Origin of the sequence: Streptomyces sp. NBC_00090, assembly GCF_045160815.1 — a bacterium.
Lineage (GTDB): Bacteria > Actinomycetota > Actinomycetes > Streptomycetales > Streptomycetaceae > Streptomyces.
This window is the reverse complement of the sequence record NZ_CP108224.1, coordinates 8,358,033-8,384,884: the sequence shown is the minus strand read 5'-3', so window position 1 is coordinate 8,384,884 and position 26,852 is coordinate 8,358,033. Positions and strand designations below refer to the sequence as shown.

Sequence of the window (26,852 nt, the reverse complement as noted above, 5' to 3'; positions counted from 1 at the left end):
AGCCGCAGTGACCGACGACGAGATCCTCCTCGGACTCGCCCTGACGGTGGTGCTCGCCACCGGCTCGCAGATCCTGGCGAGCAGACTGCGCGTCCCGGCCCTGATCATCCTGCTGCCCGCCGGGTTCGCCGCCGGTGCGATCACGGACGTCGTTCACCCGGAGAACCTGCTGGGGCCGGGCTTCTCGGCCATGGTGTCGCTGTCCGTCGCGGTGATCCTCTACGACGCCGGCCTCGGCCTCGATCTGCGCAAGCTCGCCCACCACACCCGCGGGATCGTGGGCAGGCTGCTGGCGTACGGAGTGGTTCTCACCTTCCTCGTCACCGGGACGGTGGCACCGGCGATGTTCGACATGCCGCTGCGCGTGGCCGCGATGCTCGGCATGATCCTCGTCGTCTCGGGGCCCACCGTCGTGGGCCCGCTGCTCGACTTCGTACGGCCCAGCGACAAGGTGCGACGCATCCTGATCTGGGAAGGGACGCTGACCGACCCGATCGGCGGCATCCTCGGCGCGCTCACGTTCCATGCCGTCGCCTCGTCGCACCAGGTCGACATCGGCCGGGGATACCAGTTGGGCCAGTTCGCCCTGAGTCTGGCCGTCGGGCTGGTCGGCGGCGCCGTGGGCACCGCGCTCCTGTGGTTCACCCTGCGCGTCCTGAGGCTCGGCGAGACCCTGGGCACGCTGGCTCAACTCGCCACCGTGATCGCCGTATCGGCGGGCTGCGACATCGTGCGGGACGACACGGGCCTCATCGCCGCGATCGTCACGGGACTCGCCGTCGCCAACCTCCGCGGCTTCGACATGCCCGCTCGGCGCCCCTTCTTCGAGACCCTGGTGCAGCTCGTCATCGGGCTGCTGTTCATCTCCATCTCGTCCACCGTCACGCCCGCGTCCCTGGTGCCGGTGCTGCTTCCCGCGCTCGGCCTCATCGCGATCCTCGTCCTGGTGGTGCGCCCGATCGTGGCCTTCACCGCTTCGGCGCACACGGATCTCTCCCGGGGGGAGCGTGCCTTCGTCGGGTGGATGGCACCACGCGGCATCGTCGCCGCGGCCACGGCGTCGGCCTTCTCCGCCGGCCTGGTCGACCGAGGGGTGAGCGGGGCGGCGAAGATCCTTCCGGTCACGTTCCTGGTGATCGTGGGAACGGTCCTGTTGTACTCGCTGACGGCGGCACCGGTGGCCCGACGGCTTGGCGTCGTCAAATCGGCGGGCACGCGCGTACTCCTGGTGGGGGGCGAACCATGGGTGGTCGACCTGGGCAGTGCCCTGCGGTCCGCCGGCCTCGACGTGCTGATGTGGGCGGGACTCGACGAGGAGCGGGAACGGATCAGGGAGGCGGGGATCGAACTGGCCAAGGGCGATCTGCTCGCCACGGCCATCAACCCCGGGGCGCGGCTGGAGGGCGTGACCGCCGTGTTCCTGGCGACCGACGACGACGACTTCAACGCGCTCGCCTCGATCGTGATGCAGGACAACGTCGAAGGGCCCGTCTACCGGGTCGGGCCACCTCACGACAGCCATGGAGTGGTCGCTCCGTACACCGGCGGCGCCATCCTCTTCGGCCGTTCCCTCGTCCGCCACGTCCTCGCGGAGCGCTACACGCGGGGTGCCCGGTTCGTGGTGCGGCCCGCCTCCGCCCCGCTGCCGCCGAAGCACGACGCGCTCTTCGTGGTGCGTGCGGACCACCGGCTGGACCCGGTCACGGAGGATCACCGGATCGTCCCGCAGGAGGGCGACACCGTCGTCTTCCTCGGGCCCGTCCCGTTCACCGCCGGGCGATGACCGACCCTCGCCCGGCGGTGGAGGCGACTACGCTCGACCGCTTCGCTTCCCCTGGAGCATCGCGTCCAAGGTGATCGCCGCGTCGATCAGGGCGAGGTGGGTGAAGGCCTGCGGGAAGTTGCCCAGTTGCCGGCCCGTCAGGCCGATCTCCTCGGAGTACAGGCCCAGGTGGTTGGCATAGGTCAGCATCTTCTCCAGCACCAGCCTGGCCATGTCGGTGCGACCGGCCCGGGCCAGGGCGTCGACGTACATGAACGTGCACAGGGAGAAGGTTCCCTCGGAGCCGCGCAGTCCGTCGGGTGACGCCTCGGGGTTGTAGCGGTAGACGAGGCTGTCGCTGACCAGTTCACGCTCCATCGCGTCCAGGGTGGATCTCCACATCGGATCGTCGGGCGTGATGAAGCCGACCGTCGGCATGCGCAACAGCGACGAGTCGAGCACGTCGTCGCCGTAGTGCTGCACGAAGGCCTGCTTCTTCGGGTCCCACCCCCGATCGAGCACCTGCGCGTAGATCGCGTCACGCGCCTCCACCCAACGCCCGCCGGCCGCGGGACGGCCGTCGTCGTAGGCGATCCGCAGGGCACGGTCGAAGGCGACCCAGGACATCACCCGGCCGTAGGTGAAGTCCTTCCGGCCACCGCGGGTCTCCCACAGCCCTTCCCCTGGTTGGTCCCAGTGGTCGACCAGCCAGTCGAGCAAGGTGTGCAGCGCCTTCCAGCCCCCGTGGTCGAGATGCATGCCGTGCTGGTGCGCGAAGTAGATGCTGTCGAGCGCCTCGCCGTAGATGTCCAGCTGAAGCTGGCTCGCCGCTCCGTTGCCGATCCGGACCGGCGCGGAGCCGCGGTACCCCTCCCAGTGCTCCAGGGTTTCCTCGACCAGATCGGAGGATCCGTCGACGCGGTACATGATGTTCAGCGGCCCGGTGCCGTTGTCCTCGCCCGCCTCTTCCTTCACCCGGTCGTGCAGCCACCTGATGAACGCGGACGCCTCCTCCTTGAAACCCAGTCCCAGCAGGGCGTACACGGAGAAGGACGCGTCCCGGATCCAGGTGAAGCGGTAGTCCCAGTTGCGCTCACCGCCCAGTTGCTCGGGCAGCCCCGCCGTGGGCGCGGCGACCAGGGCGCCGGTCGGCGCGTACGTCATGAGCTTCAGCGTCACGGCCGAGCGCTCCACCGCCTCCCGCCATCGGCCGGAGTAGGTGGACTGGCCAAGCCAGGAGCGCCAGAACTGGACCGTCTCGTCGAAGAGCTGCTCGAACTCCGCCACGCGCACCACGTGCGGCGGCCCGTCCGGGGACGACTCCATGACCAGGCCCCGCTGCTGCCCCGCCCGCAGCGTCAGTGAGAAGCGCAGGTCCTTGTCGCCCGAGAGGATGTTCAGCAGCCGCTCGTCCTGCGGCTCACGGACGACGTGGACGGCGAGGTTCATTCCGGCCGAGGTGAACAGGGCCCCGTGCTCCGAGATGTGCAGCTCGTGCGGTGCACGCCCGTAGTCGAAGCGCGGAGCGATCTCCCCCTCGAAGGTCATGCTGCCCCGGACACAGCGCAGCATGCGGACCAGGCGGTGCCGGTCCGTCGCGGTCGTGCCGGTCACGGGCATGAAGTCGACGACCTCGCCCGCCCCGGCCTCGGTCATGAAACGCGTCACCAGAACAGCGGTGTCGGGATGGTAGAGCTGTCTGGTGGTGTAGCTGTCCGCTGCCGGCCTGACGGTGAAGTGGCCGCCCTTCCGCCGGTCGAGCAGTGCGCCGAACAGGCTGGGCGAGTCGAAACGCGGACAGCAGAACCAGTCGATCGTCGCATCGGTGGACACGAGAGCCGCTGTCTGCAGATCACCGATCAGACCGTGGTTCTCGATGAGGGGGTAGTCGTCCATCGTGAGCCCCTTCCGGTGCCGCTCGACCGCACTCGGACACCGTCACGCAGCGGACGAGGCGGACCAGGTACCACCCGGTCAGCTTAGGCCGATGACGAGGGCTCGTCCTGACGGGAGTCCGCACGGCCGGTGGGAGGCCGCACCGCGGCGGGAGGCCACACGGGCCGGCGGACGGCGGAGGTCGAACGGCCGGTGGGAGCTCCGCCGCTGCGCCGGTCCCCGAATCGCCTTACCGTGGGACGACGGCGGATCGACCGAGGGAGCACGCCTTCTCGTGAGCCTCATGAGCACCGGATTCCTCCGGGTGAAGGGGGCGTGACGTGGGTGGGCTGACGTCGTGGGCGGGCAGGTTCAGGTTGCGGCAGTACGTCATGGCGAGCCTGTGGATCGTGCCGATGCTCGGTCTCGTCCTCGGCACTCTGCTGGCCGAGCTCGCCCTCCTCGCGGACGAGACGAACCGACCACCGAGCGGCTGGCACTACTCCGCCGCGACGGCGAGCGGCGTACTCGCCGCCATCGTGGGAGCGATGGTCGCGTTGCTCGGATTCGTCGTCACCATCGGCGTCCTGGTCGTACAACAGGCCACGGGCACCCTCTCCCCCCGCTACATGCGTCTGTGGTACCGGGACCGCTTGCAGAAGGCGGTGCTGGCGACCTTCACAGGAACGTTCGCCTTCGCCTTCTCCCTGCTGCGCAGCGTCGAATCCGACTCCGTCCCCGACCTCGGGGTCACCCTGGCCGGTGCGGCGGTGGCCGTCAGCCTGGTACTCCTGCTCGTCTACCTCAACCGGTTCACCCACAGCCTCCGGCCGGTGGCGATCGCCGAGCTGGTCGCGCGCATGGGAGAGACCGTCTTCACGACCGGAGCCACCGCGATCCGGAGCGCCGCGCCACGCGGAGACGCAGCCGTACCCTCCCGTGATCCGGTGACGCGCATCCGTACCGTACGCGGCGGAGCCATCCAGGCGTTCAATGTCACCGGGCTGGTCGCGGAGGCGGCGCGCCACGACTGCGTCTTCGTCGTGACCCGGCTGATCGGGGACTTCGTACCGCCCGGCACCGTGCTCGTCGAAGTCCACGGGGGCACCTCCGAACCGGACCCCGCACGGGTGAACGGTCTCGTCGCCCTCGGGGCCGAGCGCACGATCGAACAGGACCCCGCCTTCGCTCTGAGGATCCTCGTCGACATCGCGATCAGAGCCCTCTCCCCGGCGGTGAACGACCCCACGACCGCCGTGCAGGTGATCAACTACATCGAGTGGTTCCTGCACACGGTCGGCCAGGAGCGCCTCCCCGGTCATTACGTTCTGGCCGATCGCGACGGTCGGGCCCGACTCGTGCTCCCGGGGCGGGACTGGGAGAACTACCTCCAGCTCGCCGTGTGCGAGATCCGTGACTACGGGGGTTCGTCCGTGCAGATCTGCCGAAGGCTCCGCGCCATGCTGGAGGGTCTGCTCGAAACCCTGCCGGAGCCGCAGCACCCCTCGGTTCTCGCGGAGATCACCCTGTTGCGGGAGTCGGTCGAGCGGGAGTTCACCGACCCGGCCCGCCGAGCCATCGCGCAGCAGGCCGACCACCAGGGCATCGGCGGGCGTCTCCCGCGTCGAGAGCCGTGATCCCTCGGACATGACGCCGGTCCGGATGGCACGGCCGGCCGGAGCTTGGGACGATGGCCCAGGAGGACAGCCATGACTCATGATCCGCCCACGTCCCCGTCGTCTCCGTCGTCTCCGTCATCCACGTCGTCTCCGTCGTCTCCGTCGTCTCCGTCGGAGGGGCCGCCTTCGCGTGAGCGCGACGGCTCCGATGACGACGGCCCGGTGGATCCGTCCTCCGGGTCCGGGAAGCGCCGTCGGCTGCCCCACGCCACGCTGCCCGGCTGCTGGGGAGCGCTCCTCCTGGCGTGCCTGTCCTTCACACCCTCGCTCCTCCCCCGCGGAGGCGTACTCCAAGGGCTGATCTGCGGCATCAGCGCGGCGATCGGGTACGGGCTCGGCGTGGTCGCGGCCTTCGTGTGGCGCGCTTTCGCAGACCGGGACGCGCGGAGCCCCTCGCGCAGGTCGTGGCTGGTCCTGCTCGGCTGCGCGATCGTGCTGTTCGGGCTCGCGTTCGGGCTCGGGCAGTACTGGCAGCACCGGATCCGCGTACTCATGGAGGTCACCGACTACAACGCCCTCGCCACCGTCGCCTGTCCGGTCATCGCCTTCGTCGTCTTCTACCTCCTGCTGATGGCCGGGCGGGGGCTTCGGCGCCTGTACCACTGGGCCGCCCGGCTGCTCGGGCGCTGGATCGGCCCGCGGGCGGCGCGGGTGGTCGGCTGGGTCGTGGTGGCGGGTCTGGCGTGGTCCGTGGTCAGCGGGGTCCTGCTGGGCGGCTTCGTGAACGCGGCCAACGAGGCGTTCTCGGTACGTGACACGGAGACGCCGGAGGGTGTGCACCAGCCCACCTCCACCCTGCGCTCGGGCGGGCCCGGCTCCCTGGTGCCGTGGGACTCGCTCGGCAGGCAGGGCAGGGCCTTCACCGGAAGCGGACCGTCGGCAGGGGACATCGGCGCGTTCACCCACCGCCCGGCGCAGGAGCCCGTCCGGGCGTACGCCGGGCTGACCACCGCCGACGACACGGAGGCCCGGGCGCTGCGAGCCGTCGCGGATCTCGAACGGGCCGGCGGCTTCGAGCGCGAGAACCTCCTGGTGATGACCACCACGGGAAGCGGCTGGGTCGATCCCGCCGCCGTGGACTCGTTCGAGTACCTCGGAAACGGTGACTCCGCGACCGTGGCGATGCAGTACTCGTACCTGCCGTCGTGGCTGTCGTACCTCGTCGATCAGTCCAAGGCCCGCGCTGCCGGACGCGACCTCTTCGACGCGGTCTACGACGTCTGGTCCAAGCTGCCGCAGGACAAGCGTCCGCGGCTGTTCGTGGCCGGTGAGAGCCTGGGGTCCTTCGGTGGTGAGACGGCCTTCAGCGGGGAGTACGACCTGCGCAACCGCACCGCCGGCACCCTGTTCGCCGGCCCGCCCAACTTCAACACCCTGTTCCGCGAGTTCAGCGACCAGCGCGACCCGGGAAGTCCCGAGATCGAGCCCGTCTTCAAGGAGGGGCGGACCGTCAGGTTCACCGACGACCCGGCCACCGGGATGCCTCCGGCGGACCGGCCGTGGGACGGCACGAGGGTGCTCTACCTCATGCACCCTTCCGATCCGATCGTCTGGTGGAGCCCCCAGCTGGCCCTGTCCGAACCGGACTGGATCGGTGAGGCGCCCGGCGGAGACGTGCTCGAGGGAATGTTCTGGATTCCCTTCGTGACCTTCTGGCAGGTCACCGCCGACCTTCCGTTCTCCACGGGCGTGCCGGACGGCCACGGCCACACGTACAAGGCCGCGTACGTCGACGGCTGGAACGCCGTCATGCGGCCGACCGGATTCACGGCGCAGGACCTCGACGGGCTGCGGGACATCATCCAGCCGAAGGGCTGAGCGCCCGACGGCCCCGGGTCCTCGGTGCCGTGCGGTCAGCGCAGCAGGAACCCGGCCACGTATCCGAGCGCGTTGACGGCCCAGTGCAGGCCCATGGGCGCCAGCAGACTGCCGCTGCGGCGACGCAGTTCGCAGAACAGCACGCCCGCCGACGCCGTGAACAGGACGGCCCCCACGACAGCCAGCGCGGCACTGAACGCGGAATCACCGAAGACCGTCGTCAGAGCGGGTTTCGCCGTCGACAGGTGCAGTGACGGCAGCACGTGCCACAGGCCGAACAGCACGCTCGACACGGTCGTCGCCCAGACCACCCCGCGGGCGCGGCACACCAGACCGTAGAGCACACCGCGGAAGGCGATCTCCTCCACCAGGACGGTGCCGACCGGGACCTGCACGAAGACGCGCGTCATCAGCTCGCTCGCGTCCATCCCGTCGTACCGCCGGTCCTCGAACAGCGTGCGAGTGGCCGGCAGCAGAGCCCCGACCAGGTAGACGACGGCGACCAGACCGATCAGGGCCAGCGCCCAACGGGCACCGCGGGCCAGGGTGCCGGACCCGAGGCCCGCGTCCTCCCAGGTACCGCCGGCCCAGCGGAGCACACCGAGGAGCAGCGCGCTGACCACGACCGCCGTCACCAGGTTGGCGAGGCCGCTCCAGCGGTGCATGACCAGGTTGGTGGCGATGAGGACGGCCACCGTGAGTCCCACGGCCGGCCAGGTGCCGATCGGCCCTCTGCACCGGCTCCACAGCGTGTCGCCCAGGGTGCGGCGCCCTCGCACCTCGTGCCGCTCGGCATCATCGGGGTCGGGGAAGGGCACGAGGTCCGTCCTTCGGTTCGACGACGGTTCGTCTCACCCTCCCCTGGCCCCCCACGCTACCCCTCACCATGCGAGCGTTGCCTGGTGGCGCCTGTGCCACCTCGACCGGGAGGCGGCCCTGTTGCGCGAGGTAGCCGGAGCGGTGGTCATCGCGGTAGCCGGTCAGGTGCGGCTCGGTGCCGGCTTCGGCCCGGACGGATGCGCCGCCGCGCGGCCGGGGAGCAGCAGCGGGGTGGCCAGCAGGAGCGCGCCGGCCAGGCCGATGGCCGTGCGCGGGCCGAGCACACCGCCCAGTACGCCCCAGACCGCTGTCAGGAGTGCGGTCGAGGCCTTGGTCGTCACCGCCCAGGCGGACAGCGTGCGGGCGACCCGGTCGGTCGCGGTGCGCTGGAGGCGGTAGGTGGCGTGGACGGGGTTGAAGACCCCGCAGCAGAGGATGAGCCCGAACTCGACGCCCATCACCAGCAGCAGCCCTCCGGCGCCCGGTCCGACGAAGGCCAGGCCGACGGGCCAGATCGCGCGCAGCGTCCCGGCCACGACCAGGACCCGGTGCTGCCCGAACCGGGTGACGAGCGGCCGGGCCAGCCGCGAACCGAGCAGGCCGCCGATCGAGGGCACGGCGAAGGCGAGGCCGTACTGCCATGGCGCGAACCCGAGTCGGCCGAGCATCAGGACGGCCAGCAGCGGAGTGGCGGCCATCACCAGGCCGTTGAACACGGCGGTGTTGAAGAAGAGCGGACGCAGCGTCGCGTCGGCGAGGACGTACCGCCAACCGTCGAGCAGGTCCCCGGCCCGCATCCGCGCGGCCTCCCGGCGCTCGGGCCGCGGCTCGGGCCCGCCTGCCGCGCGAATGCCCAGGGCGGAGAGCAGGTAGCTGACCGCGTCGGCGGCCACCGTCGCCACCGGGCCGAGGAGCCCGACCGCGGCGCCGCCCAGCGGCGGTCCGACGATCGTGGCCGTCCAGGCCGTGGACTCGAACCGGGCGTTGGCGGCGAGCAGGTCCTCGGCGGGCAGCAGCGTCTTCAGGTACGCGCCGGAGGCGGCGCGAAAGGTGATGTCGGCCGCCGCGACGACCACCGAGACCAGCAGGAGCTGAAGGAAGGTGAGCAGGTCGAGCGCGAACGCGGCGGGGATCGTCAGCAGCGCCGCGAACCGCACCAGGTCCATCGTGATCAGCACCGGCCGCTTGCGGCGGAACTCCATCCACGGGCCGAGCGGCACGGCCACGACCGCGCCCACCGCGGCCCCCACCGAGGCGAGGGCGGCGACCTCGGCCGGTCCGGCGTGCAGCACCTGAACGGCGATCAGCGGGAACGCGCCGAAGGCGAGCCAGGTGCCGAGCGCGCTGGTCCCGTACGCTCCCCAGAGCCACTCGAACCGCCGCCCGAGCCGAGGTCCGAGCAGGTGCCCGAGCGCATGCTTGAGCCGGTGCTCGCTGCCCATGCCCGCCGCCCCTCACCACACCACTCGCCACTCACTCGCACAACCGATCCGCGATCGGAAGCATCAAAGCGAGCGCCGTACCAGGGGTCAAACAACCGCAGGGCCACTCAGCCACAACCAACAGTTGTACGAGTAGGGTGCCGGCATGGACCTCGACACCGTCCGGACCTTCGTCGCCGCCGCCGACGCGGGGCAGTTCCAGGAGGCCGCCGCCGAGCTGGCGGTCACCCAGCAGGCCGTCTCCAAGCGCATCGCCGCGCTGGAGCGCGACCTCGGCGTACGGCTGTTCACCCGCACCGCGCGCGGTGCCGCGCTCACCATCGACGGGCAGGCGTTCCTGCCCCACGCACGCGAGCTGCTGCGCGTCGCCGAACGCGCGGTCGCGTCCGTGCGTGCCGGCCGCCGTCCCCTGCGCGTCGACGTGCTCACCTCACGCAGCGCGGCGTCGGGCCTGATGCGCGGATTCCACCGCGCGCACCCCGACATCGAGCTCGACGTACTGATGCTGTTCGACATCGAGACGGCCGTCGACGCCATCCGGTCCGGTGCGATCGACGCGTCCTTCCGCGCCGTCGCCGCGCCCGGCCGGGCCCTTCCCGAGGACGTCGAGTGCGTCCGGGTGCTCGACGAGCCGCTCCAGCTCCTCACCGGCCCCGCCCACGCGCTGGCGGGTGCCCGGTCGGTGTCCCTCGCCCAGCTCGCCGGGCACCGGATCTGGATGCCCGGCATCGTCCCCGGTACGGAGTGGGCGGCCTATTACGACGACCTCATCGCCGAGTTCGGCCTCACCATCGAGGCGACCGGCCCCAACTTCGGCTCCGACGCGCTCCTCGACACGGTCGCCGACACCCCGGCCCTGGCCACGTTCATGGGCGGGCAGACCCGCCTCGTCTGGCCCGCCGACCACGGCCTGCGCCGCATCCCGGTGACCGACCCGACACCCGTCTACCCGCACTCGCTCCTCTGGCACCGCGACAACCGCCACCCGGCGCTGGCCACGCTCCGTGCCCACCTCGCCGCCGCGGCGGCCGGCCACGACGCCCCCGGGACCTGGGCACCGGACTGGGTGATCCCGCGCTGAACGCGGCCGCGGCGTCGAGGCGTTCCCGGTGACGCCCACGGCGACGCGGGCACCTGCGATCGACCTCTCCGCCGGCGACGGAACGAACCGCTCCTCGTCGCCGAGCACGAGCTCATCGAACCTGGGACACGTGCTCCCCGAGCCGTGCCATGGCCCGTTCCAGCTCCCCGCGCGCCCCGATCGGCACGAGGGCGGCGCACCCTGGCACCCGTACGCCACCCGTGAGCGCGACCCTCGTCCGGCCGTCGCCCGTCGCGTCGGCCGCCATCCCGACGATCAGGAACCGGCTCTGCAGCCAGCCCCAGCCGGGGCGCAGGACACCGTGGAAGTGGGCGCGCAGGCCGTACCGGCTGCGGGCCAGGGCCTCGACGCGGTCGCCGTCGACACGGAGGACCCGTACGGACCGCATGTCGGGCTGGAAGTCCCCGAAGCCCCCTTCGAGATCCCCCATCACGCCCCACACCTCGTCGAAGTCGGCGGGCAGCACCCGTTCGACGATGTGCGCCCCGCGGATCGCGGCCCCCATGACGCGCAGCCGCCCCACATTGCTCGGTGTCATCCGTTCCACGCCTTTCGGAAACTCTGCCGGGCCCGGTGCAGCCGCGACTTCGCGGTACCGGCCGGAACGCCGAGCACGGCCGCCACGGACGCTTCGTCCATCCCTTCGACATCGCGCAGCACGAGGACGGCGCGATGCTGCGGGGACAGCCGCGAGAGCACGTCGTCGATGTCGGCGGCCAGCTGCGGATCACCCCGCTCCGGTACGTCGGCCAGCTCGGCCGGCCGCGCCCGGGCCGCCCGCTTGGCGACCCGTACCGCCTCGCGTACGGAGATGCCTCGCACCCACCCGTACAGCGCCTCGGGGTCCCGCAGCGACCTGAGCGAGGTGAACACGGCCACCAGCGCCTCCTGGGTGGCGTCCGGGCCGTCGTCCAGCGCGATCGAACGGCAGATCCGGGCGATGTACGGGGTGAGGTGGTCGAGCAGGTCGTGCAGGGCCAGCGTGTCGCCCCGCCGGGCGGCCCGGGCGAGCGCGACGCCCTGGTCGGCACGCCGGTCGGCGCTCCTGTCGGCGGGCTCAGCGGGCGGCACGCAGCGCCGCCCATCCGAACACCAGGCAAAGGGGCGTGTACAGAAGCGCGTTCAGCCACGGAAACGCCGCCCCGGACCCGTCACGGCCGATCACGATCCACACCAGTCCGATCGCCGCCCGCAGCAACATCCCGGCGGCGACCGCAGCCGTGACCAGGCGTGCCGTCCTGCCGCCGCGACGGCGCGCCCGGGCGAACACGGCCAGGGCGGCGAGTCCCTCCAGCGCGGCGAGCGGCAGCACGACCTGCGGCCCGAAGGAGACGGCACTGCCGAGGACCGCGAGCGAGAGCCCCCGCTCGTCGGATGCCGGCCACGTCAGGCCGGTGGCCCAGTAGACGTGCACCAGCGCGAGGACGGCGAGCAGCGCCGAGACGGCTCGCGCGCCGTTGACCGTGGCCGTGGCCGTGCGAGGCCGCTGGATGTCGATGACCGCCATGGGTCCCCCTCCGAGTCGAGGCCGGCATCGGGCGCCGACACCCGAAGGAGGAGCTGAACCGCCCAAAGGTTCCCTGTGACCCGCCTCACACTACCGCCGCGCTCGGTTGACCCCGGGTCCCTCCGGTGGAAGCGCCGAGCGGAACCTGCCCTGTCCGGTGGCGGGGCCGGCCGGCCGGCAGTCGTACGAGTCCGCCGAGGGCAGGGCGTACACGGCCGTCTCCTGGGCCGGCCCGGACCCGGGCTGTGATCACGGGGCCGGGCGGGCAGACTGAGAGGAGCAGGGACGCACGAGCCGCGCGTCCGTCGCCGTCTTCGCCGCCAGGGCGGTCAATATGAGCTACTCCACCGATGACCAGCGGATTCTCGACGCGATCGAGCGTCGTCTCACTCACGACGACCCCTCCCTCGCCAGCAGGATGGATTCGCTGAACCAGCAGTTCCCGCTGGACAAGCGGTTGCCCCACGCGCCCGGCGTGCCCGCCGAGGCCGACGTGCCGGCCGACAGCCGGGCCAGGGGGCGCCATCGCCGCGTAGTGACGGCGGCGGTGCTGGCCGTCATCGCCTTGCTCGCGCTGATCCTCACGGTCATGCTGGGCAGCCGTTCCACGCCTCCGGAGGGAGTGGACGGAGGTCCCGCCGCGCTCTCGCCCCTCTCGGCGTACGACGACCGCGCGCTGCCGTAGTCCGGCACCGCAGCCCGCCGGTCGGCGCCCCGGCCCGGTCAGCGCTCGGCCCCGTCAGCGCTCGGCCGTGCAAGGGTCAGCTCCGTAGGTACGAGGCTCCGTTGAGGTCGAGGATCGCGCCGGACGACCACTCCGCGGCAGGAGAGGCGAACCACAGGACCGCCTCCGCGATCTCGGCGGGGTCGGCCACCCGGCCGAAGGGGCTCTGGGAACGGATCGCGGCGCCCTCGGGGCCCTCCAGGCGGGGCGAGACCCGCTCCGTGGCGAAGAAGCCGGGCGCCACCGAAGCGACGGCGATCCGGTGGGGGGCGAGGGAGACCGCGAGCGACTGACCGAGCGCGTGGACGGCCGCCTTGGTCGCGGCGTATGCCGGGTGGTCGGGTTCACCGCGGAAGGCGCCCCGGGAGCCGATGTTGACGATCCGGCCGCCCGAACCCTGGTCGATCATCCGCCGAGCCGCGAGATGGCTCAGGTTCGCGGTGGCGAGCAGGTTCACGGACACGTGGCGCTGCCAGACCGTCACCCACTCCTCGTACGAGGTCTCGGCGAGGGGGTGGCGGAGGTTCACAGCGGCGTTGTTGACCAGTACGTCGATCCCGCCGATCGCCTCGGCCGCCGCGTCGACCACGGCCACGGCCCCCTCCGGGTCCGCGAGGTCGCCTCCGACCAGGGTGTGACCCGTGCCGTCGAGGGAGTCCAGGGTCGCGCGGGCCTCCTCTGCGCGCGAGGCGAAGTGGACGGCGACCCGGTCGCCGTTTGCCGCGAACGCCTGGGCGACCGCCCGGCCGAGACCACGGGAGGCACCGCTGACGAGGACGCGACGGCCTGATGCGGGCAGGTTCATGAGGGTGCCTTCCGGTTGGGTACGTACCGTCAGGCATTCTGCACAGGCCGCTTCTTCCCTGAGGGCCCGGCTCCATGGGCGCACCCGGAGGACCGGGCCCGCGATGCCGGGGCTCGTGGCACCGGGCCCGCGATGCCGAGGACCCCGATGCCGGGCGATGCCGGTGCCGCGAACCGCTGGTCAGGCGACCGTCAGGACGATCTTGCCCGTGGTGCGGCCCTGTTCGCCGATCGCATGGGCCTTCGCCGCCTCGGCGAGCGGCAGGACGACGTCGACCACCGGCCTCAGCTTCCCGGCCTCCACCAGGGCCGCGATCTCACGCAGTCCCAGGTGGTCGGGTTCGACCAGGACCCAGGCCGCCCGCACACCGTCCGGGGCGGCGGGGACGTCGTCCGGGCCCGGCAGGGTGATCAGCCTGCCACCGTCACGGAGCACCTTCAGGGAGCGCTCGGCCGTCTCCCCTCCGAGCGCGTCCAGCACGACGTCCACTCCGGAGACGACGTCCTCGAAACGGGCCTCGCGGTAGTCGACGACCTCGTCCGCACCCAGCTCCCGCACCAGGTCGTGCTTGGCGGCACTCGCCGTACCGATGACGTACGCCCCCCGCGCCTTGGCGATCTGCACGGCGAAGTGCCCCACCCCTCCGGCCGCGGCGTGCACCAGCACCCGCTCCCCGGGGCGGACGTCGGCGGCGTCGACGAGGGCCTGCCAGGCGGTGAGCGCGGCCAGCGGCAGCGCCGCGGCCTCCACGTGGGTCAGGGAGGCGGGCTTGGGAGCGAGGTGCCGGGCCGGGGCCACCACGTACTCGGCGTAACCGCCCGCCTGCCGGGGGAACAGCGGCATGCCGAAGACCTCGTCGCCGGGGCGGAAGATCCCCACGCCGGGGCCCACGGCCTCCACCGTGCCGGACACGTCCCAGCCGACGGCCGGGACGGCGCCCCACTCGATGAGGGCCCCGCCGGCGCGGGTCTTCCAGTCGACGGGGTTCACTCCGGCCGCGTGGACCCGCACCAGCACCTCGTTGAGGCCGGGCTCCGGGCGCTCCACGTCACGCTCGACCAGGTTCTCGGGTCCGCCCCACTGCTCCACGACCACCGCACGCATGCTGTCCGCCTCGTTTCCGTCTCGATCCGCGCCACCGGAACCGTTCCGGCGGCGACGAGTCCACGATCCGGTACTCCGGTCTCGCGCGGTGTTGGCCGTCCGGCCAGCATGTGTCAGGATCTGGCCATGAGCGAAACTGCGACCGGAATGACGCGGAACGAGCGGGAAGAGACGCGGGCGACACCGCACCGGATCGCCGTGCTCGCGCTGCCCGGGGTGCCTCCGTTCGAGCTCGGCATCCCCTCCCGGGTCTTCGGCAGCGTCGAGGACGCCGAGGGCCGCCCCCTGTACGAGGTCACGATCTGTACGGCCGACGGCGCCCCGGTGCTCAGCGACGCCGGTTTCACCGTGCAGCCCGCGGCCGGTCCCGAGGCCCTCGCCGCCGCGGACACCGTGGTCCTCCCGCCCACGCACGCCATGCCCGAGCTGGGCCACGGCGGCCCGCTGCCACCGGAGGTCGCCGCGGCCATCGCCGGCATCCGGCCCGGCACCCGTCTGGTGTCCATCTGCACCGGCTCCTACGTGCTCGCCGCCGCCGGCCTTCTCGACGGCCGGCCGGCCACCACCCACTGGAACCTGACCCCGGAGTTCCGCAGGGCCTACCCCCAGGTCAAGGTCGACGAGGACGTGCTCTTCGTGGACGACGGCGATGTGCTGACCTCCGCGGGCGTGGCCGCGGGTATCGACCTGTGCCTGCACATGATCCGCCGCGACCACGGTGCCGCGGCCGCGAACCGCGCCGCTCGTATGTGCGTCGTACCTCCGTGGCGGGACGGCGGGCAGGCTCAGTTCATCGACCGGCCCGTCCCGGAGCCCACCCTGGCCAGCACCACCGCGACCCGCGCCTGGGCCTTGGAGCACCTCGCGGAACCGCTCACCCTCGCCCGGCTCGCCGAGCACGCCCGGATGAGCCTGCGGTCCTTCACCCGCCGGTTCCGCGACGAGGTCGGCATGACCCCCGTGCAGTGGCTCACGGCACAGCGTCTCGAACTGGCCAAGCAGCTGCTGGAGACGACCGAACTCCCCATCGACCTCGTCGCCCACCGTGCCGGCCTCGGCTCCGGCAACTCCCTGCGCGCACACATGCGTACGGCCTTCGGTACCTCGCCCGCCGCCTACCGCCGCGCCTTCGGCACCGTCGCACCGCCGGGACCCGCGAAGGAGGCGGAACGGCGCGCGTGAGCGCGGGCGGCGGGAACGGTCAGCCGGGAAGCAGGAGTTCCGGCGCCTCGTCGTGCCTGGGCGCCCGAGCCCGGCGCCCCCGGCCACGGGAGTCCCGTGGCCGGGGGGCTCGGTCAGGGGATGTCCACCAGGATCCGTCCGTCGGCGGGAATGCTCGCTGCGGCGCCGTTGGCGTAGGCGGACTCCACCCGGGCCCGCTCGGTCGCGTTCGGGACCGCGTTCACGCATGCCGTACCGGCGCTCGAACCCGACATCAGTTGTGTGCACGGGCCCGGCTTGGTGTCGGGGAGACCCAGGCTGTGGCCGAGTTCGTGGGCGGCTATGCGGGTCTTGTCGTACCCCTGGGCCACCGCCTGACTCCCGAGTTCGACGCGTACCTGCCTGCCTCCCGGACGGACGGGGCCGAGGGTGGCCTGGGGCCAGCCTGTGGTGGCCACGATGACGATTTCGGCTCGGGTGCCCGGCGCGGCCTCGACCAGCTCGACGTTGTCGACGCTCGCGTTCCACGAGGCGACTCCGGCCGCGATCGCGGCCTCCCAACCGCCGGCCCGGCTGTCGTCGTAACGAAGTGTCACCACCGCGGACGGGCTCGGCGCCGACGACTCCGACGTGGGCGCGGCGGTCGCCGCGGTGGTCGTGGCGAGGACGGCCGCCGCGGCCGTCACGCCTGCCTTCAGCCATGTACTGAGCGGCATTGCTGCTCCTTCACTCGTGGGGGCTCGGAACCCGGCGGAACCGAGAGTGCGGGAAGAGCGGCGCCGGCACCCGGTCGACGACCGGGATGGTCGGACTGCCGACCTTCCGGGGCTTCCGACGTCATACCCCCACGACCCTGTATGTCATGCACCCGTCATGACCCCTGGTTCGACAACCCTCCTACAGGACTGACGAGTTGACGGACCGCATGCCGTTCACGGCGAGGTACTCAGCGGAAGCTCCTTCAGACACCCAGGACGGGACGACGAGCGCGGCTCCCGGGGCCCGCACGGCGATCGGTTCCATGAGGGGTGCGGATAAGGCCAATGGGAAGAACGGGCTCCGTCCTTGGGGGTGCCGGGTCGTCGAGGACGTGCGGGCCCAGCCCTGGACCGCGATCCGGAGGATCGGCGCGAGCCGCTGTCGCGCAAGCATCGCTCGGGTGTCACACGGTGGTCACACTGCCATCGTCGTCCCATCGAACTCGCGGCCCTCAAGATGGCTTGAAGTCACGCGGATCGATCCCCCACGCCCGTACCGCCGTTGATCACGTCCTCCTCACCTCACATACTGCGCTGACCAGCGGCGGGCGCCATCGCGCCCCGACTGGAATCGACCACTCGACCTCATCCCAAGCTCCTGGGGGAGACTTGCGCGCAAAAGTGCAGCGAGCACGCGCCTTCACCATCGCAGCGGCCACGTCAGTGGCCCTCGTGGCAGGCATGACCGGCCCCGCCACAGCGATCATCGCGAACACGACGGCCACACCGAGCACCACACTCTTCAACGGCGACCAGCGGATCCAGCTCATCACGGGCGACCGCGTGACGGTCGACACCAAGGGCCGGATGGTGGGCTTCGAGCCCGCCGAGGGCCGTGAGCACATACCCGTACAGATACAGCGGACCAAGGGCCACACACTGGTGGTGCCCAGCGACGCGCAGCGCCTGATCGCCACGGGCAGGCTGGACCAGCGGCTCTTCGACCTCGACGAGCTCACCGATCCGCTGCTGCGCAAGAGCCACCGCGACGGGCTCAAACTGATCGTGCAGTACGACGGGGGCGCCGGCGCCGCACGGGCCGAGGTGCGTTCGGCCGGTGACACCCAGCTGCGGCGCACCTTCCCCACCATCAACGCCGACGCCCTCCGTACGTCGCAGGACGACGTGGCCAGGGTGTGGGAGGCGCTGACCAACCAGCAGAAGAGCGGCGCGCGTTCCACCGCCTCCGGCATCGGCAAGGTGTGGCTGGACGGGGTTCGCAAGGCGAGCCTGGACCGCAGCGTCAAGCAGATCGGCGCCGACAAGGCGTGGGAGTCCGGTTACGACGGCAGCGGAATCAAGATCGCCGTCCTCGACACCGGTGTCGACAAGACCCACGACGACCTCAGGACCCAGGTCGTCGGCGAGAAGAACTTCTCCGCCTCCCCCGACGCCGTGGACCGCGTAGGACACGGCACGCACGTCGCGTCGATCGCCGTCGGTACGGGTGCCAGGTCCGGCGGCGCGTACAAGGGCGTCGCCCCCGGCGCCAAGGTGATCAGCGGGAAGGTCCTCGACGACGAGGGCTACGGGGACGACTCCGCCGTCATCGCGGGCATGGAGTGGGCCGCCGCCGAAGGCGCGGACGTGGTCAACCTCAGCCTCGGCAGCGGTGACCGCCCCGGCGTCGACCCCGTGGAATCGGCGGTGAACACGCTGACCTCCGAGAAGGGGATCCTGTTCGCCGTCGCGGCGGGCAACGACGGCGAGTACGGCGACTCGACCGTGGGCTCGCCGGGCAGTGCGGACGCCGCGCTGACCGTCGGCGCGGTCGACAAGGACGACAAGCTGGCGGCCTTCTCCAGCATCGGCCCGCGCCTCGGCGACGGTGCGATCAAGCCGGACGTGACCGCGCCCGGCGTGGCCATCACCGCGGCCGCCGCCCCCGGCAGCGCGATCGACATGCGCCCCGGCACACCGCACCCGGCCCCGGGCTACCTGCAGATCGACGGCACCTCGATGGCCACCCCGCACGTGGCCGGCGCGGCGGCGATCCTGAAGCAGCGGCATCCGGAGTGGAAGTCGACCGAGCTCAAGGGCGCGCTGATCGCGTCCACCAAGGACGGCGGCTACACCGCCTTCCAGCAGGGCTCGGGCCGTGTCCAGGTCGACAGGGCCCTGGCCCAGAGCGTGATCGCCGATCCGGTCTCGCTGACCTTCGGCGAGGCGCAGTGGCCTCACGCCGACGACCAGCTCGTCACCAAGAAGGTCGGCTACCGCAACCTCGGGACCAGTGACGTCACCCTCGACCTGTCGGTGTCCACGCTGGACCCGACGGGCAAGCCGGCCCCGGCCGGGTTCTTCACGCTCGGCGCCACCAAGGTGACCGTGCCGGCCGGCGGCAGGGCCGAGGTCGACCTGATCGCCGACACCAGGGTCGGCGACGCCGACGGCACCTACTCGGGCCATGTCACCGCCACCGGCGCGGGCCAGTCCGTCCGCACGGCCGCGGTCACCGTCCGCGAGGCGGAGTCCTACGACATCACGCTCAGGACCATCGGCCGCGACGGCACGGACGCCGCGTACTTCTCCAACACCCTGACCGGCGTCGGCGGCGGCGCCAAGGGGTTCGACGCCCGTATCGACGACGAGCCGGGCGTCCGGACGATCCGTGTGCCCAAGGGCTCGTACACCTTCAACACGGCCGTCTACCAGGACCCCTCGGACTACACCAAGGGCACCGACTGGATCGCCCAGCCGAAGCTGGAGATCTCCGGCCCCACCACGCTCACCGCGGACGCTCGCACCACCAAGCCGGTGGAGCTGACCGTGCCCGGCCTCGACACGGCGGACTCCGCCGGCACGTACTACGAGGTCGCCACCGAGTCCGGTCGCGTCGGCAACGGCTGGGTCCTCGATGGCTTCACCGGCTTCCGCACCGCCCACCTGGGTCCGGCCGTCACCGACGGCTCGCTCCTGCAGACCTGGGACGCGCACTTCGTCAAGGACGCCACCACCCAGTACGCGGTGGCCTTCGGCGCCAAGGCGAGCAAGGTCGCGACCGGCTACACCAAGCACGTGAAGGCGAACGAGCTGGCCACGCTCAAGGTCGGTCTCGGCGCGCCCGCACCCGGGAAGAGCACGCTCGTCTTCCCCAGCCCCCGCCTGCCGGGTGCTCCGGAGGGCAACGCGTTCTCCCCGTACCAGGCCGCGCCCGGGATCCGCACCCTCCTCGTCTCCACCGCCGGCGGTGTCTCCTGGCTGACCAGGTTCCACCAGTTCGGCGAGCCCGACGAGCGGGGCCACCCGGCCTACGAGGGCTCCTACGAGATGGTCCGGCCGAAGAGCTACGTGGCCGGCAAGACGTACCGGGAGACGTTCAACACGGGCGTCTTCGGCCCGCTTCTGGGCGAGAACAAGGGCGTCTTCCGCACCGCGCCCGACCCGGCCACCGGTGAGCAGCAGATCATCGGCTCCCTGCCGCTGTTCGCCGACGGCAAGGGCCACGCGGGTGGCACGAAGCACACCTCGGCCACGACGACGCTGTACCGCGACGGCGTCAAGGTCGCCGAGAACGACGACCCGCTGACCGGCGAGCAGCCCTTCACGGTCGACGCCTCCGACGCCGAGTACCGGCTGACGACCTCCGTGGAGCGCTCGGCGAAGGTCGCCGCCGCCTCCACCCGTATCGACGCCGACTTCACGTTCCGCTCGAAGCAGGTCGCGGCCACCACGGCGCTCCCGGTGTCCACGGTCCGCTTCGCGGCCCCCGTCGACCTCGCCTCGCGTGCCCCGGCGGGCGCGTCGGTCCTGGTCCCGGTGACCGTGCAGGGCTCGGCGGCCGGAAAGAACCTCAAGTCGCTCGCGGTGTCCGTGAGCTACGACGACGGGAAGACCTGGCAGCTCGTGAACGTCGCGAACGGCGGGATCTCCGTGAAGAACCCGGCCAAGGACGCGGGCATCTCGCTCCGCGCCGAGGTCGCGGACAAGCAGGGCAACAAGTCGACGCTGACGATCCACAACGCGTGGCACGGCAAGTGACCTTGCCCCGGTGACGCGTTTCGCGTGACGAGCGCGTGAGTGCGTGAGTGCGTGAGTGCGTGACGGAGAAGGAGCCGGCCCGGGTCTCGAAGACGAGACCCGGGCCGGCTGTCGTCGTTCGCGTAGAGCTGCGCGGCGCGTACGACGTGCGAGCGTCGAGGGGGTCCGGCCGCGCGTGTCGAGGGGTTCCGGCCGCGCGTGTCACTCCCGATCGTTCCGGATGCCCTGCCCCACGCTCCCCCCACTACCTTGTCGACGGCGCCCGCCGGTCGGGCCGTTCCGACCCGGCCCGACCGGCCCGGAACCCGGGGGATGCGGGCCCTGAGTTCCGCGCACTTCACTTCGCGACGGAAAGGCACACCATGGCAAGAAACGGCTTGCACCGCGTGCTCACCAGACTGGCCGTCATGGCCGGCGTCTGGGCGTTGGTCATCGGGATGACCACCTCGGCCGCCACCGCCCGTCCCGAGCCCGTTCCCGTTCCCGGCGCGGGCGGTGACCGGTCCGGCGTCTCCCGGTACTTCACCGGACCCCAGGGGTTCGCCGTTCCGACCGAGCCCTGTGATCCGGCCGGCCCGTCGGCCACCGACGGCATCATGGCCGGCCAGCTCAATCCACAGCTGCGCGCGAAGATGGCCGGCTACCTGAACGCCTACAAGGTGTCCTGCGCGCGGATGGTCACCCAGGCGGTGAAGGACCGGGGGCTCAACCCGAGGGCCGCGGCGATCGCCATCGCCACGATCATCGTGGAGAGCAGCATGAACAACTACTCCCAGGCCGTCGACTACACCAGCCTCGGGCTGTTCCAGCAGCAGGACTGGTGGGGTACCCGGGAGGAACGCCTGAATCCGGCCCATGCCACCAACGCCTTCCTCGACGCGATGGAACAGCAGTATCCGGGCGGCTCGTGGAACAACGAGGCGATCGGCGAGGTGTGCTGGCACGTTCAGCGACCGAGGGAGGACCTGCGCGGCCTGTACGCGATCGAGGCGGACGACGCGACGCTCATCGCCAACGCGCTGTGGTCCGGTACGAGCGCCGGCCCCAAGCACCCGTACGCCTCGGGCCGGGTGGTGTCGGGGCGGTCCGCGGACGGGCGGTTGGAGGCCTTCGCCGCCGGCGCCGACGGCGTGTACCACTCGTGGCAGACCTCGGTGAACGGCGCCTGGTCGCAGTGGCGGTTCGAGGGTGGCCCGCGCAACGCGCAGCTGGCGGTGGCGGCGAACGCGGACGGCCGGTTGGAGTTGTTCGCGCTGTCGGACAGCACGTTCGACCACATGTGGCAGACGGCGCCCAGTGCGGGTTGGTCCGGCTGGGCGAACTTCGGCACCGGAGGGTACCGGCTGGCTGCGGGCAACAACGCCGACGGCCGTATCGAGGTGTTCGCCTCCAACGCCGACGGTGTGTTCCACCGCTGGCAGACCGGCCCGACCTCGTGGTCGGAGTGGACGGGCACCGGCGGGATCTCCAACGCCGAGCTGACCACCTCGCGGTCGGTCGACGGCCGGGTCGAGGTGTTCGCGATCAACGCCGACACCGCGAGCCACGCCTGGCAGACCGGCCCGAACGCGTCGTTCTCGCAGTGGGAGACCTTCGGCGGGGGTGGCACCGAGATCGGTGCGAGCAACAACGCCGACGGTCGCATCGAGGTCTTCGGTACCAGCCGCGACGGCGTGTATCACCGGTGGCAGACCGGATTCACCACCTGGTCGGAATGGGGCTGGCTGAACGACTCCGGACCCGCGATGAACTAGCCGCTCCGAAGCTTCCGGCATCGAGGGGCGGCGCCCGCCACCGCGGACGTGCGGGGCGGGCGTGCGGCCGTGCGGGTCAGCCGAAGTCGGGGATGGGGTGCCCGGGGGCGAGCGCGGCTGCGATGCGCTGGGCGATCACGTGGGCGGTGTGGCCGTCCGGGGTCGTGGGGCCCTGCGTGGTCGAGACCGCGATGGCCAGGCGCTCGGACGGAAGGTAGGCCATGGAGGCGGAGTAGCCGAAGAAGAGGGGGTGCTGGGAGATCCAGTCGCCCAGCACGACGACGCCCATCCCGTAGTGGGTGGCTTCGGTGTTCGCGAGGCAGACGGTCGCCGGGCACGTGGCGGTGGGGTGACCGAGGCCCACCGTCCCCGGGTTCAGCAGCTGCTGGTAGGAGGACGGGGACAGGAGCTCGCCCGAGCCGATGGCGGCGGCCGAGCGGGCCAGGTCGCAGATGTCAGTGGTCTGGACCGCCCCGGGGGCGGTGGTCCACGAGGGGTTCCAGAAGGTGGACTCCTCGTACGTCCCCCGGTCGGCGGTGAAGGCGTGCAGGACGGGCCCCGGGATGTCGGGTGTGAAGCTGTTGCGGGTCTCGCGCAGCCCGAGCGGGCCCGTGACCTGCCGCCGGAGCAGGACGTCCAGCCGGGTCCCGGTGATCTTCTCCAGGGCGGCGCCCAGGAGGACGAAGTTGGCGTGCGAGTAGTTCCAGTTCGTGCCCGGGTCGTACCACCGCGGCTCTCGGGTCGAGAGGGCCAGCACCTCCCCGGCCGTCCACTGGCGGAACGGGTCGGCGGTGACGGCCTGCTGGAACGCGGGGAGGCGAACGTAGTCGACGAGACCGGTGGTGGACGCGGCCAGCATCCGCAGCGTGATCTTCTCGCCGTGCGGAAGGTCGGGCAGCCAGCGCGCGACGGGGTCGTCGAGACCGACCTTGCCCTGGTCGACGAGGCGCAGGAGGGCCGTTCCCATGTAGCTGATCGCCACGTTGCCGTTGCGGAAGTGCATGGCGGGGTCGGCCGGCACCCCCGTCATCGAGTCGCCCAGAGCCGTGGTGACGACCTCACGGCCGTCGACGGTGACCCGAAGGATCACGGATTTGAGGCCCAGGTCGGCCTTGGCCCGCTCGGCGATCCGCAGGACGTCGCGTGGCGTGCCGTGGTCGGGCAGCCGGGAACCGGTGCACGGCCGACGGTGGCCGCCGTCACCCGCCGCGGGGCCGGCGGCCGTGACCGATGGGCTGAGGGCGATGAGTGCGGTGAGCGCGGTGACAACGGCAAGGCGCGACCGCGCGGTGGAACGGGCTGTTGGCATGGCGGGAGTATCGGCCGCGCGTGCCCGTGCGGCGGCCCAGCGGCCGTCCGACCCGCACGGACATCACCCGTCAAGTCGCACGGACCGCGCCTGCGCACCGCTGGTGCCGGGGCGATCCGCGATCGTCGGCCCCGGGAATCGGCGGACCTGCCGTACTGAGCCTTCGCCCGTGACGGGGCGCCCGTCGGGCGACGGCTCAGGCCGGGCGCCCCGTCACGGGCGAAGGCGGTAGACGGAGACGTGGGACCTCGAATCGGCCGTGAAGGCGGCGCCCGCCCAGTCGGCGTCCCTCGTCTCCAGCTCAAACCCTGCCAGCTGCGCCATGAGGTCGAGTTCGGCCGGCCAGATGTAACGGTGCGGGCTTCGGAAGAGCCGTGCCCGGCTCGTCTCGTCGTCGAAGTGGAAGTGGTGCGACACGACCTGCTGGTTCAGGACGTCGTACGTGTCCAGGCCGATGTATCCGGGGTCGGACTGCCAGACGGTGGCCGTCCGCCCCGGTGGGAGGCTGCGCAGCTCGGGTACCCACAGCTCGATCACGAACCGGCCGCCGGGCTCCAGGTGGCGGGCGGCGTTGCGGAAGCACTCGACCTGCTCGGGCTGGGTCATCAGGTTCGAGATCGTGTTGAAGACGAGGTAGACGAGGCTGTACGTCCCGGGGGCGGTGGTCGTCGCCATGTCGCCGACGACCACCGGGATCGTCGCCTCGTCGGCCTTGGTGCGCAGCTGCCGCACCATCGGCGGTGACAGCTCGATGCCGGTGACGGGCACGCCCCGGGCGGCGAGCGGGATCGCGACCCGGCCGGTGCCGATGGCGAACTCGAGTGCCGCTCCCTCCCCCGCGAGCAGAGCGAGGCGGTCGACGGTCGGTTCGAGGACCTCCGGCGCGAACATGCCCGAACCGGGCGTGTCGTAGCGCTGCGCGGTTTCGGTGTCCCAGATGTTCTCCTGCATCCTCCCCACGCTGGCCTCTCGCGTGGGCGTCTGTCCAGTCAATTTCCTTACGCTTCATCGGTGTTGGCGATGTCTCAACTGTGTGCTTTGCAGGCCTCATTGGCGACAGTACGATCGAGTTTGCCTTTCGTTCGGGCGATCTGGAACCCTCCATTCGACGTACCCCACGCGTCATCAACGGAGGCAACCCCACATGCCCACAAGGCGAATACGTCGCGCCTGGCTCACGGCGGCCGCCGCGGCCTCGCTCGCGTTCACCGGCCTCGCGGCACCGGCCCAGGCGGAGAACCTTCCGCCCGGCGTTCCGGACAGCTGGATCCAGGAACCCCGTACCACCGAAGCCACCCCCTCGCCGTTGACGGCCCGCGCCTGGACCGCGCCCGGCGGCGCGGCCTCGCCCGGTGACTTCACGATGTCGCCCGGCGCGCTGAACGCCGAGACCACCGCGCGGGTGGCCCGCCTGGACGCGGTGCTGCCCAAGTCCGGTGTGCAGAACCTGCTGGCCGGGGCGAACCGCACCGCCGTGCCGTGGTGCTCCCGCGACCCGTTCGGCACCGCCCCGGACCCCGACATCAAGTACTGCCTGCAGAACGACGACTCCGTCTCGCGCGAGTGGGTCCCCCAGGGCGTCACCGGCGTCTCCGACGCCAAGGACGACGAACTGTGGGGCGAGGCGGGGAACATCCAGCTGTTCGCCTCCTACGACGGCTGGGACCCGGGCCGGGAGACCGACCCGAACCCGGCGACCGGCGACTGCACCGCGGCCGAGCTGGAGGCCGACGACGCCTGCAACCAGAAGGGCGTCCGGATCACCTTCGTACAGAGCCGGACCAACCCGGCCACCGGCAGCCCCGAGGTCAAGTACCGCCACGTCCTGCTGGGTTGGACCTATGTGAACTCCGCGGACCACGTCTCCTTCGACGGGCTGCACGCGGCCGAGTACCCGATCCAGAAGGGCGTCCACGCCGGCGGGATCGTCTGGTACGGCAACTACCTCTACGTCGCGGACACCCGCAACGGCCTGCGGGTCTTCGACATGCGCTCCATCATGGACCTGGACCCGGACGGCGACCCCGGCACGCACGACGCGATGGGGACCGACACCGACGGCGTGAAGACCACCGCGAACGTCGAGGACAAGACGAAGGTCGGCCGGCACGACAACGTCTGGTACAGCTTCGGCTACCGCTACGTGATGCCGCAGGTCGCCGCGTGGAAGTTCAAGGCGACGCAGAACAACCCCAAGGGTTCCTACGCCTGTGTCTCCACCGGCGCCCCGAAGGCCTCCTACGTCTCGCTGGACCGCAGCACCACCCCGGACCGCCTGATCATGGGTGAGTACTGCCGTCCGGAGAGCGGCTATCCGTCCACCGGCCGCATCGCCTCGTACCCGGTCGCGGCGCTGGAGGGCCGCTCCGCCGACGTGACCGCGGAGGGCTGGGCCAACTACCTGCCGTTGTCCAACGGCGGCGCCCAGGGCGCGGCGGCGCACAACGGCACGCTGTACGTGAACGAGTCGAAGGGCACGGACGAGCCGGGCAACCTCTGGCGCTACCGCTGGAGCAACGGCCTGCTGGTCCAGAACGGCGAGGCCGTCAAGACCGCGCGGGGCGCCGAGGACCTCTACGTCGAACGCGGCACGGGCCGGTTGTGGTCCCTCTCCGAGCACCGCCCCGGAGCGGCGTCCGACTGCACGTCGAACCGGGACACCGCCGATCCGGCGGGGACGGACTACTGCCAGCGCGTGCTCTACGGGCACAAGCTGAGCTGGGTCGACGGCCGGCCGTAGCAGCGCCCGGGGGCATCCTCACCGGACCGCTCCGGGCATGGTTGCGGAGCCGCGGGGCAGACGGGGACGTATGACTGTCCCCAAGACCAGTGTCCTCGTCCTCGACTCCATCGACCCGGAACCCCTGGCGCGGTTCTACGCGACCCTGCTGGGGGCCATCGTGGAACCGGCCGGAGGCGACCGCGACCTGCTGCTCGTCTCCGGCCGTTCCGGTGTGGTGCTGGGGATCCGCCGCGACCTCGGGCAGGCGCCGCCGAGCTGGCCCCGCACGGAGGACTCCCAACAGGCCCACCTGCACGTGCTCGTGGCCCCCGACTCCCTCGACGAGGCGGAGCGCGAGGCGATCTCGCTCGGCGCACGGCCCATCGCGGCCGAGCGCGACGGGACCCGGACCGACTGGCGCACGGACTTCCGCCGCTACACGGACCCGGCCGGCCACTCCTTCGTCCTGACCACGGCGTCCCCCGTCCCGGGGTGAAGGGGCCGGAGGGTCGTGTGCGGGCCCGGACTCC

At 71.6% G+C, this 26,852-nt stretch carries 20 protein-coding genes and 1 pseudogene; 10 read left to right on the top strand and 11 right to left on the bottom strand.

Going from position 1 to position 26,852, the window contains the following annotated elements; all coding sequences use genetic code 11:
- The first annotated feature begins 7 nt into the window (after positions 1-7).
- Complete coding sequence (locus tag OG361_RS37235; RefSeq protein WP_405860774.1) at positions 8-1,783, top strand: cation:proton antiporter; 1,776 nt, start codon at positions 8-10, stop codon at positions 1,781-1,783.
- A 27-nt stretch (positions 1,784-1,810) separates the two neighbouring features.
- On the opposite strand, the pseudogene OG361_RS37230 reads toward OG361_RS37235, so the two are convergent.
- Positions 1,811-3,667: pseudogene (locus OG361_RS37230) on the bottom strand (glycoside hydrolase family 15 protein); the annotation flags it as partial.
- Between the two features lie 311 nt (positions 3,668-3,978).
- Between OG361_RS37230 and OG361_RS37225 the strand changes: the two are divergent.
- Together OG361_RS37225 and OG361_RS37220 are read left to right on the top strand one after the other, a co-directional pair.
- The gene (locus OG361_RS37225) at positions 3,979-5,274 is read left to right on the top strand and encodes a DUF2254 domain-containing protein (RefSeq protein WP_405860772.1); all 1,296 of its coding nucleotides are present in this window, start codon (positions 3,979-3,981) and stop codon (positions 5,272-5,274) included.
- A 204-nt stretch (positions 5,275-5,478) separates the two neighbouring features.
- Positions 5,479-7,134, top strand: coding sequence for an alpha/beta hydrolase (locus OG361_RS37220; protein WP_405860770.1), 1,656 nt, complete (start codon positions 5,479-5,481; stop codon positions 7,132-7,134).
- Between the two features lie 35 nt (positions 7,135-7,169).
- Here OG361_RS37220 and OG361_RS37215 read toward each other — a convergent pair whose 3' ends face one another.
- Positions 7,170-7,952 carry a CPBP family intramembrane glutamic endopeptidase gene (locus OG361_RS37215; RefSeq protein WP_405860768.1) on the bottom strand — a complete coding sequence of 261 codons (783 nt, stop codon included), beginning with the start codon at positions 7,950-7,952 and terminating at the stop codon, positions 7,170-7,172.
- Between the two features lie 162 nt (positions 7,953-8,114).
- Positions 8,115-9,395 (bottom strand): MFS transporter, encoded by a 1,281-nt coding sequence (locus tag OG361_RS37210; RefSeq protein ID WP_405860766.1) that lies wholly within the window; start codon positions 9,393-9,395, stop codon positions 8,115-8,117.
- A gap of 145 nt (positions 9,396-9,540) precedes the next feature.
- On the opposite strand from OG361_RS37210, the gene OG361_RS37205 reads away from it, so the two are divergent.
- On the top strand, positions 9,541-10,476 hold the full coding sequence (locus OG361_RS37205; RefSeq protein WP_405860764.1) for a LysR family transcriptional regulator: 936 nt from the start codon (positions 9,541-9,543) through the stop codon (positions 10,474-10,476).
- A 112-nt stretch (positions 10,477-10,588) separates the two neighbouring features.
- Here the strand turns inward: OG361_RS37205 and OG361_RS37200 are convergent, their stop codons facing one another.
- The 3 genes from OG361_RS37200 to OG361_RS37190 are packed head-to-tail and all read right to left on the bottom strand — an operon-like array spanning position 10,589 to position 12,004.
- Positions 10,589-11,035 (bottom strand): hypothetical protein, encoded by a 447-nt coding sequence (locus OG361_RS37200; RefSeq protein WP_405860762.1) that lies wholly within the window; start codon positions 11,033-11,035, stop codon positions 10,589-10,591.
- A complete protein-coding gene (locus OG361_RS37195; protein ID WP_384577024.1) occupies positions 11,032-11,568 on the bottom strand; it encodes an RNA polymerase sigma factor in 537 nt (178 codons plus the stop codon). Before OG361_RS37195 ends, OG361_RS37200 begins: the two co-directional genes overlap by 4 nt.
- Positions 11,555-12,004, bottom strand: a complete 450-nt coding sequence (locus OG361_RS37190) for a DUF3995 domain-containing protein (RefSeq protein WP_405860760.1) — start codon at positions 12,002-12,004, stop codon at positions 11,555-11,557. The genes OG361_RS37195 and OG361_RS37190 overlap by 14 nt, the downstream gene beginning before the upstream one ends.
- Positions 12,005-12,338: 334 nt before the next feature.
- On the opposite strand from OG361_RS37190, the gene OG361_RS37185 reads away from it, so the two are divergent.
- Complete coding sequence (locus tag OG361_RS37185; protein ID WP_384577030.1) at positions 12,339-12,689, top strand: DUF3040 domain-containing protein; 351 nt, start codon at positions 12,339-12,341, stop codon at positions 12,687-12,689.
- 76 nt (positions 12,690-12,765) lie between these two features.
- Here the strand turns inward: OG361_RS37185 and OG361_RS37180 are convergent, their stop codons facing one another.
- Positions 12,766-13,533, bottom strand: coding sequence for an SDR family NAD(P)-dependent oxidoreductase (locus tag OG361_RS37180; protein ID WP_405860758.1), 768 nt, complete (start codon positions 13,531-13,533; stop codon positions 12,766-12,768).
- A 180-nt stretch (positions 13,534-13,713) separates the two neighbouring features.
- Complete coding sequence (locus tag OG361_RS37175) at positions 13,714-14,637, bottom strand: NADP-dependent oxidoreductase (RefSeq protein WP_405860756.1); 924 nt, start codon at positions 14,635-14,637, stop codon at positions 13,714-13,716.
- A gap of 126 nt (positions 14,638-14,763) precedes the next feature.
- Between OG361_RS37175 and OG361_RS37170 the strand changes: the two genes are divergently transcribed.
- A complete protein-coding gene (locus OG361_RS37170; protein ID WP_405860754.1) occupies positions 14,764-15,819 on the top strand; it encodes a GlxA family transcriptional regulator in 1,056 nt (351 codons plus the stop codon).
- A gap of 113 nt (positions 15,820-15,932) precedes the next feature.
- Here the strand turns inward: OG361_RS37170 and OG361_RS37165 are convergent, their stop codons facing one another.
- Entirely contained in the window at positions 15,933-16,514 is a 582-nt protein-coding gene (locus tag OG361_RS37165) for a snapalysin family zinc-dependent metalloprotease (RefSeq protein WP_405860752.1), read from the bottom strand.
- A 723-nt stretch (positions 16,515-17,237) separates the two neighbouring features.
- Between OG361_RS37165 and OG361_RS37160 the strand changes: the two genes are divergently transcribed.
- A complete protein-coding gene (locus tag OG361_RS37160; RefSeq protein ID WP_405860750.1) occupies positions 17,238-20,537 on the top strand; it encodes a S8 family peptidase in 3,300 nt (1,099 codons plus the stop codon).
- A 362-nt stretch (positions 20,538-20,899) separates the two neighbouring features.
- Complete coding sequence (locus OG361_RS37155; protein WP_405860748.1) at positions 20,900-22,291, top strand: peptidase M23; 1,392 nt, start codon at positions 20,900-20,902, stop codon at positions 22,289-22,291.
- 76 nt (positions 22,292-22,367) lie between these two features.
- On the opposite strand, the gene OG361_RS37150 is transcribed toward OG361_RS37155, so the two are convergent.
- Positions 22,368-23,600 carry a serine hydrolase domain-containing protein gene (locus tag OG361_RS37150; protein WP_405860746.1) on the bottom strand — a complete coding sequence of 411 codons (1,233 nt, stop codon included), beginning with the start codon at positions 23,598-23,600 and terminating at the stop codon, positions 22,368-22,370.
- Between the two features lie 213 nt (positions 23,601-23,813).
- Positions 23,814-24,551: a class I SAM-dependent DNA methyltransferase gene (locus tag OG361_RS37145; protein WP_405860744.1), complete on the bottom strand. Its 738-nt coding sequence runs from the start codon at positions 24,549-24,551 to the stop codon at positions 23,814-23,816.
- Positions 24,552-24,744: 193 nt separating this feature from the next.
- Between OG361_RS37145 and OG361_RS37140 the strand changes: the two genes are divergently transcribed.
- Together OG361_RS37140 and OG361_RS37135 are read left to right on the top strand one after the other, a co-directional pair.
- Entirely contained in the window at positions 24,745-26,340 is a 1,596-nt protein-coding gene (locus OG361_RS37140) for a hypothetical protein (protein ID WP_405860742.1), read from the top strand.
- A gap of 70 nt (positions 26,341-26,410) precedes the next feature.
- Positions 26,411-26,818, top strand: coding sequence for a VOC family protein (locus tag OG361_RS37135; RefSeq protein WP_384576415.1), 408 nt, complete (start codon positions 26,411-26,413; stop codon positions 26,816-26,818).
- Positions 26,819-26,852 lie beyond the last annotated feature (34 nt).

Bases quoted from the DNA above. Each gene is read 5' to 3' on its own strand.
- OG361_RS37205 (WP_405860764.1), top strand. From the start codon at position 9,541: ATGGACCTCGACACCGTCCGGACCTTCGTCGCCGCCGCCGACGCGGGG.
- OG361_RS37185 (WP_384577030.1), top strand. From the start codon at position 12,339: ATGAGCTACTCCACCGATGACCAGCGGATTCTCGACGCGATCGAGCGT.
- OG361_RS37190 (WP_405860760.1), bottom strand. From the start codon at position 12,004: ATGGCGGTCATCGACATCCAGCGGCCTCGCACGGCCACGGCCACGGTC.
- OG361_RS37135 (WP_384576415.1), top strand. From the start codon at position 26,411: ATGACTGTCCCCAAGACCAGTGTCCTCGTCCTCGACTCCATCGACCCG.
- OG361_RS37165 (WP_405860752.1), bottom strand. From the start codon at position 16,514: ATGCCGCTCAGTACATGGCTGAAGGCAGGCGTGACGGCCGCGGCGGCC.
- OG361_RS37200 (WP_405860762.1), bottom strand. From the start codon at position 11,035: ATGACACCGAGCAATGTGGGGCGGCTGCGCGTCATGGGGGCCGCGATC.
- OG361_RS37140 (WP_405860742.1), top strand. From the start codon at position 24,745: ATGCCCACAAGGCGAATACGTCGCGCCTGGCTCACGGCGGCCGCCGCG.
- OG361_RS37160 (WP_405860750.1), top strand. From the start codon at position 17,238: ATGACCGGCCCCGCCACAGCGATCATCGCGAACACGACGGCCACACCG.
- OG361_RS37170 (WP_405860754.1), top strand. From the start codon at position 14,764: ATGAGCGAAACTGCGACCGGAATGACGCGGAACGAGCGGGAAGAGACG.
- OG361_RS37210 (WP_405860766.1), bottom strand. From the start codon at position 9,395: ATGGGCAGCGAGCACCGGCTCAAGCATGCGCTCGGGCACCTGCTCGGA.
- OG361_RS37145 (WP_405860744.1), bottom strand. From the start codon at position 24,551: ATGCAGGAGAACATCTGGGACACCGAAACCGCGCAGCGCTACGACACG.
- OG361_RS37155 (WP_405860748.1), top strand. From the start codon at position 20,900: ATGGCAAGAAACGGCTTGCACCGCGTGCTCACCAGACTGGCCGTCATG.
- OG361_RS37175 (WP_405860756.1), bottom strand. From the start codon at position 14,637: ATGCGTGCGGTGGTCGTGGAGCAGTGGGGCGGACCCGAGAACCTGGTC.
- OG361_RS37150 (WP_405860746.1), bottom strand. From the start codon at position 23,600: ATGCCAACAGCCCGTTCCACCGCGCGGTCGCGCCTTGCCGTTGTCACC.
- OG361_RS37180 (WP_405860758.1), bottom strand. From the start codon at position 13,533: ATGAACCTGCCCGCATCAGGCCGTCGCGTCCTCGTCAGCGGTGCCTCC.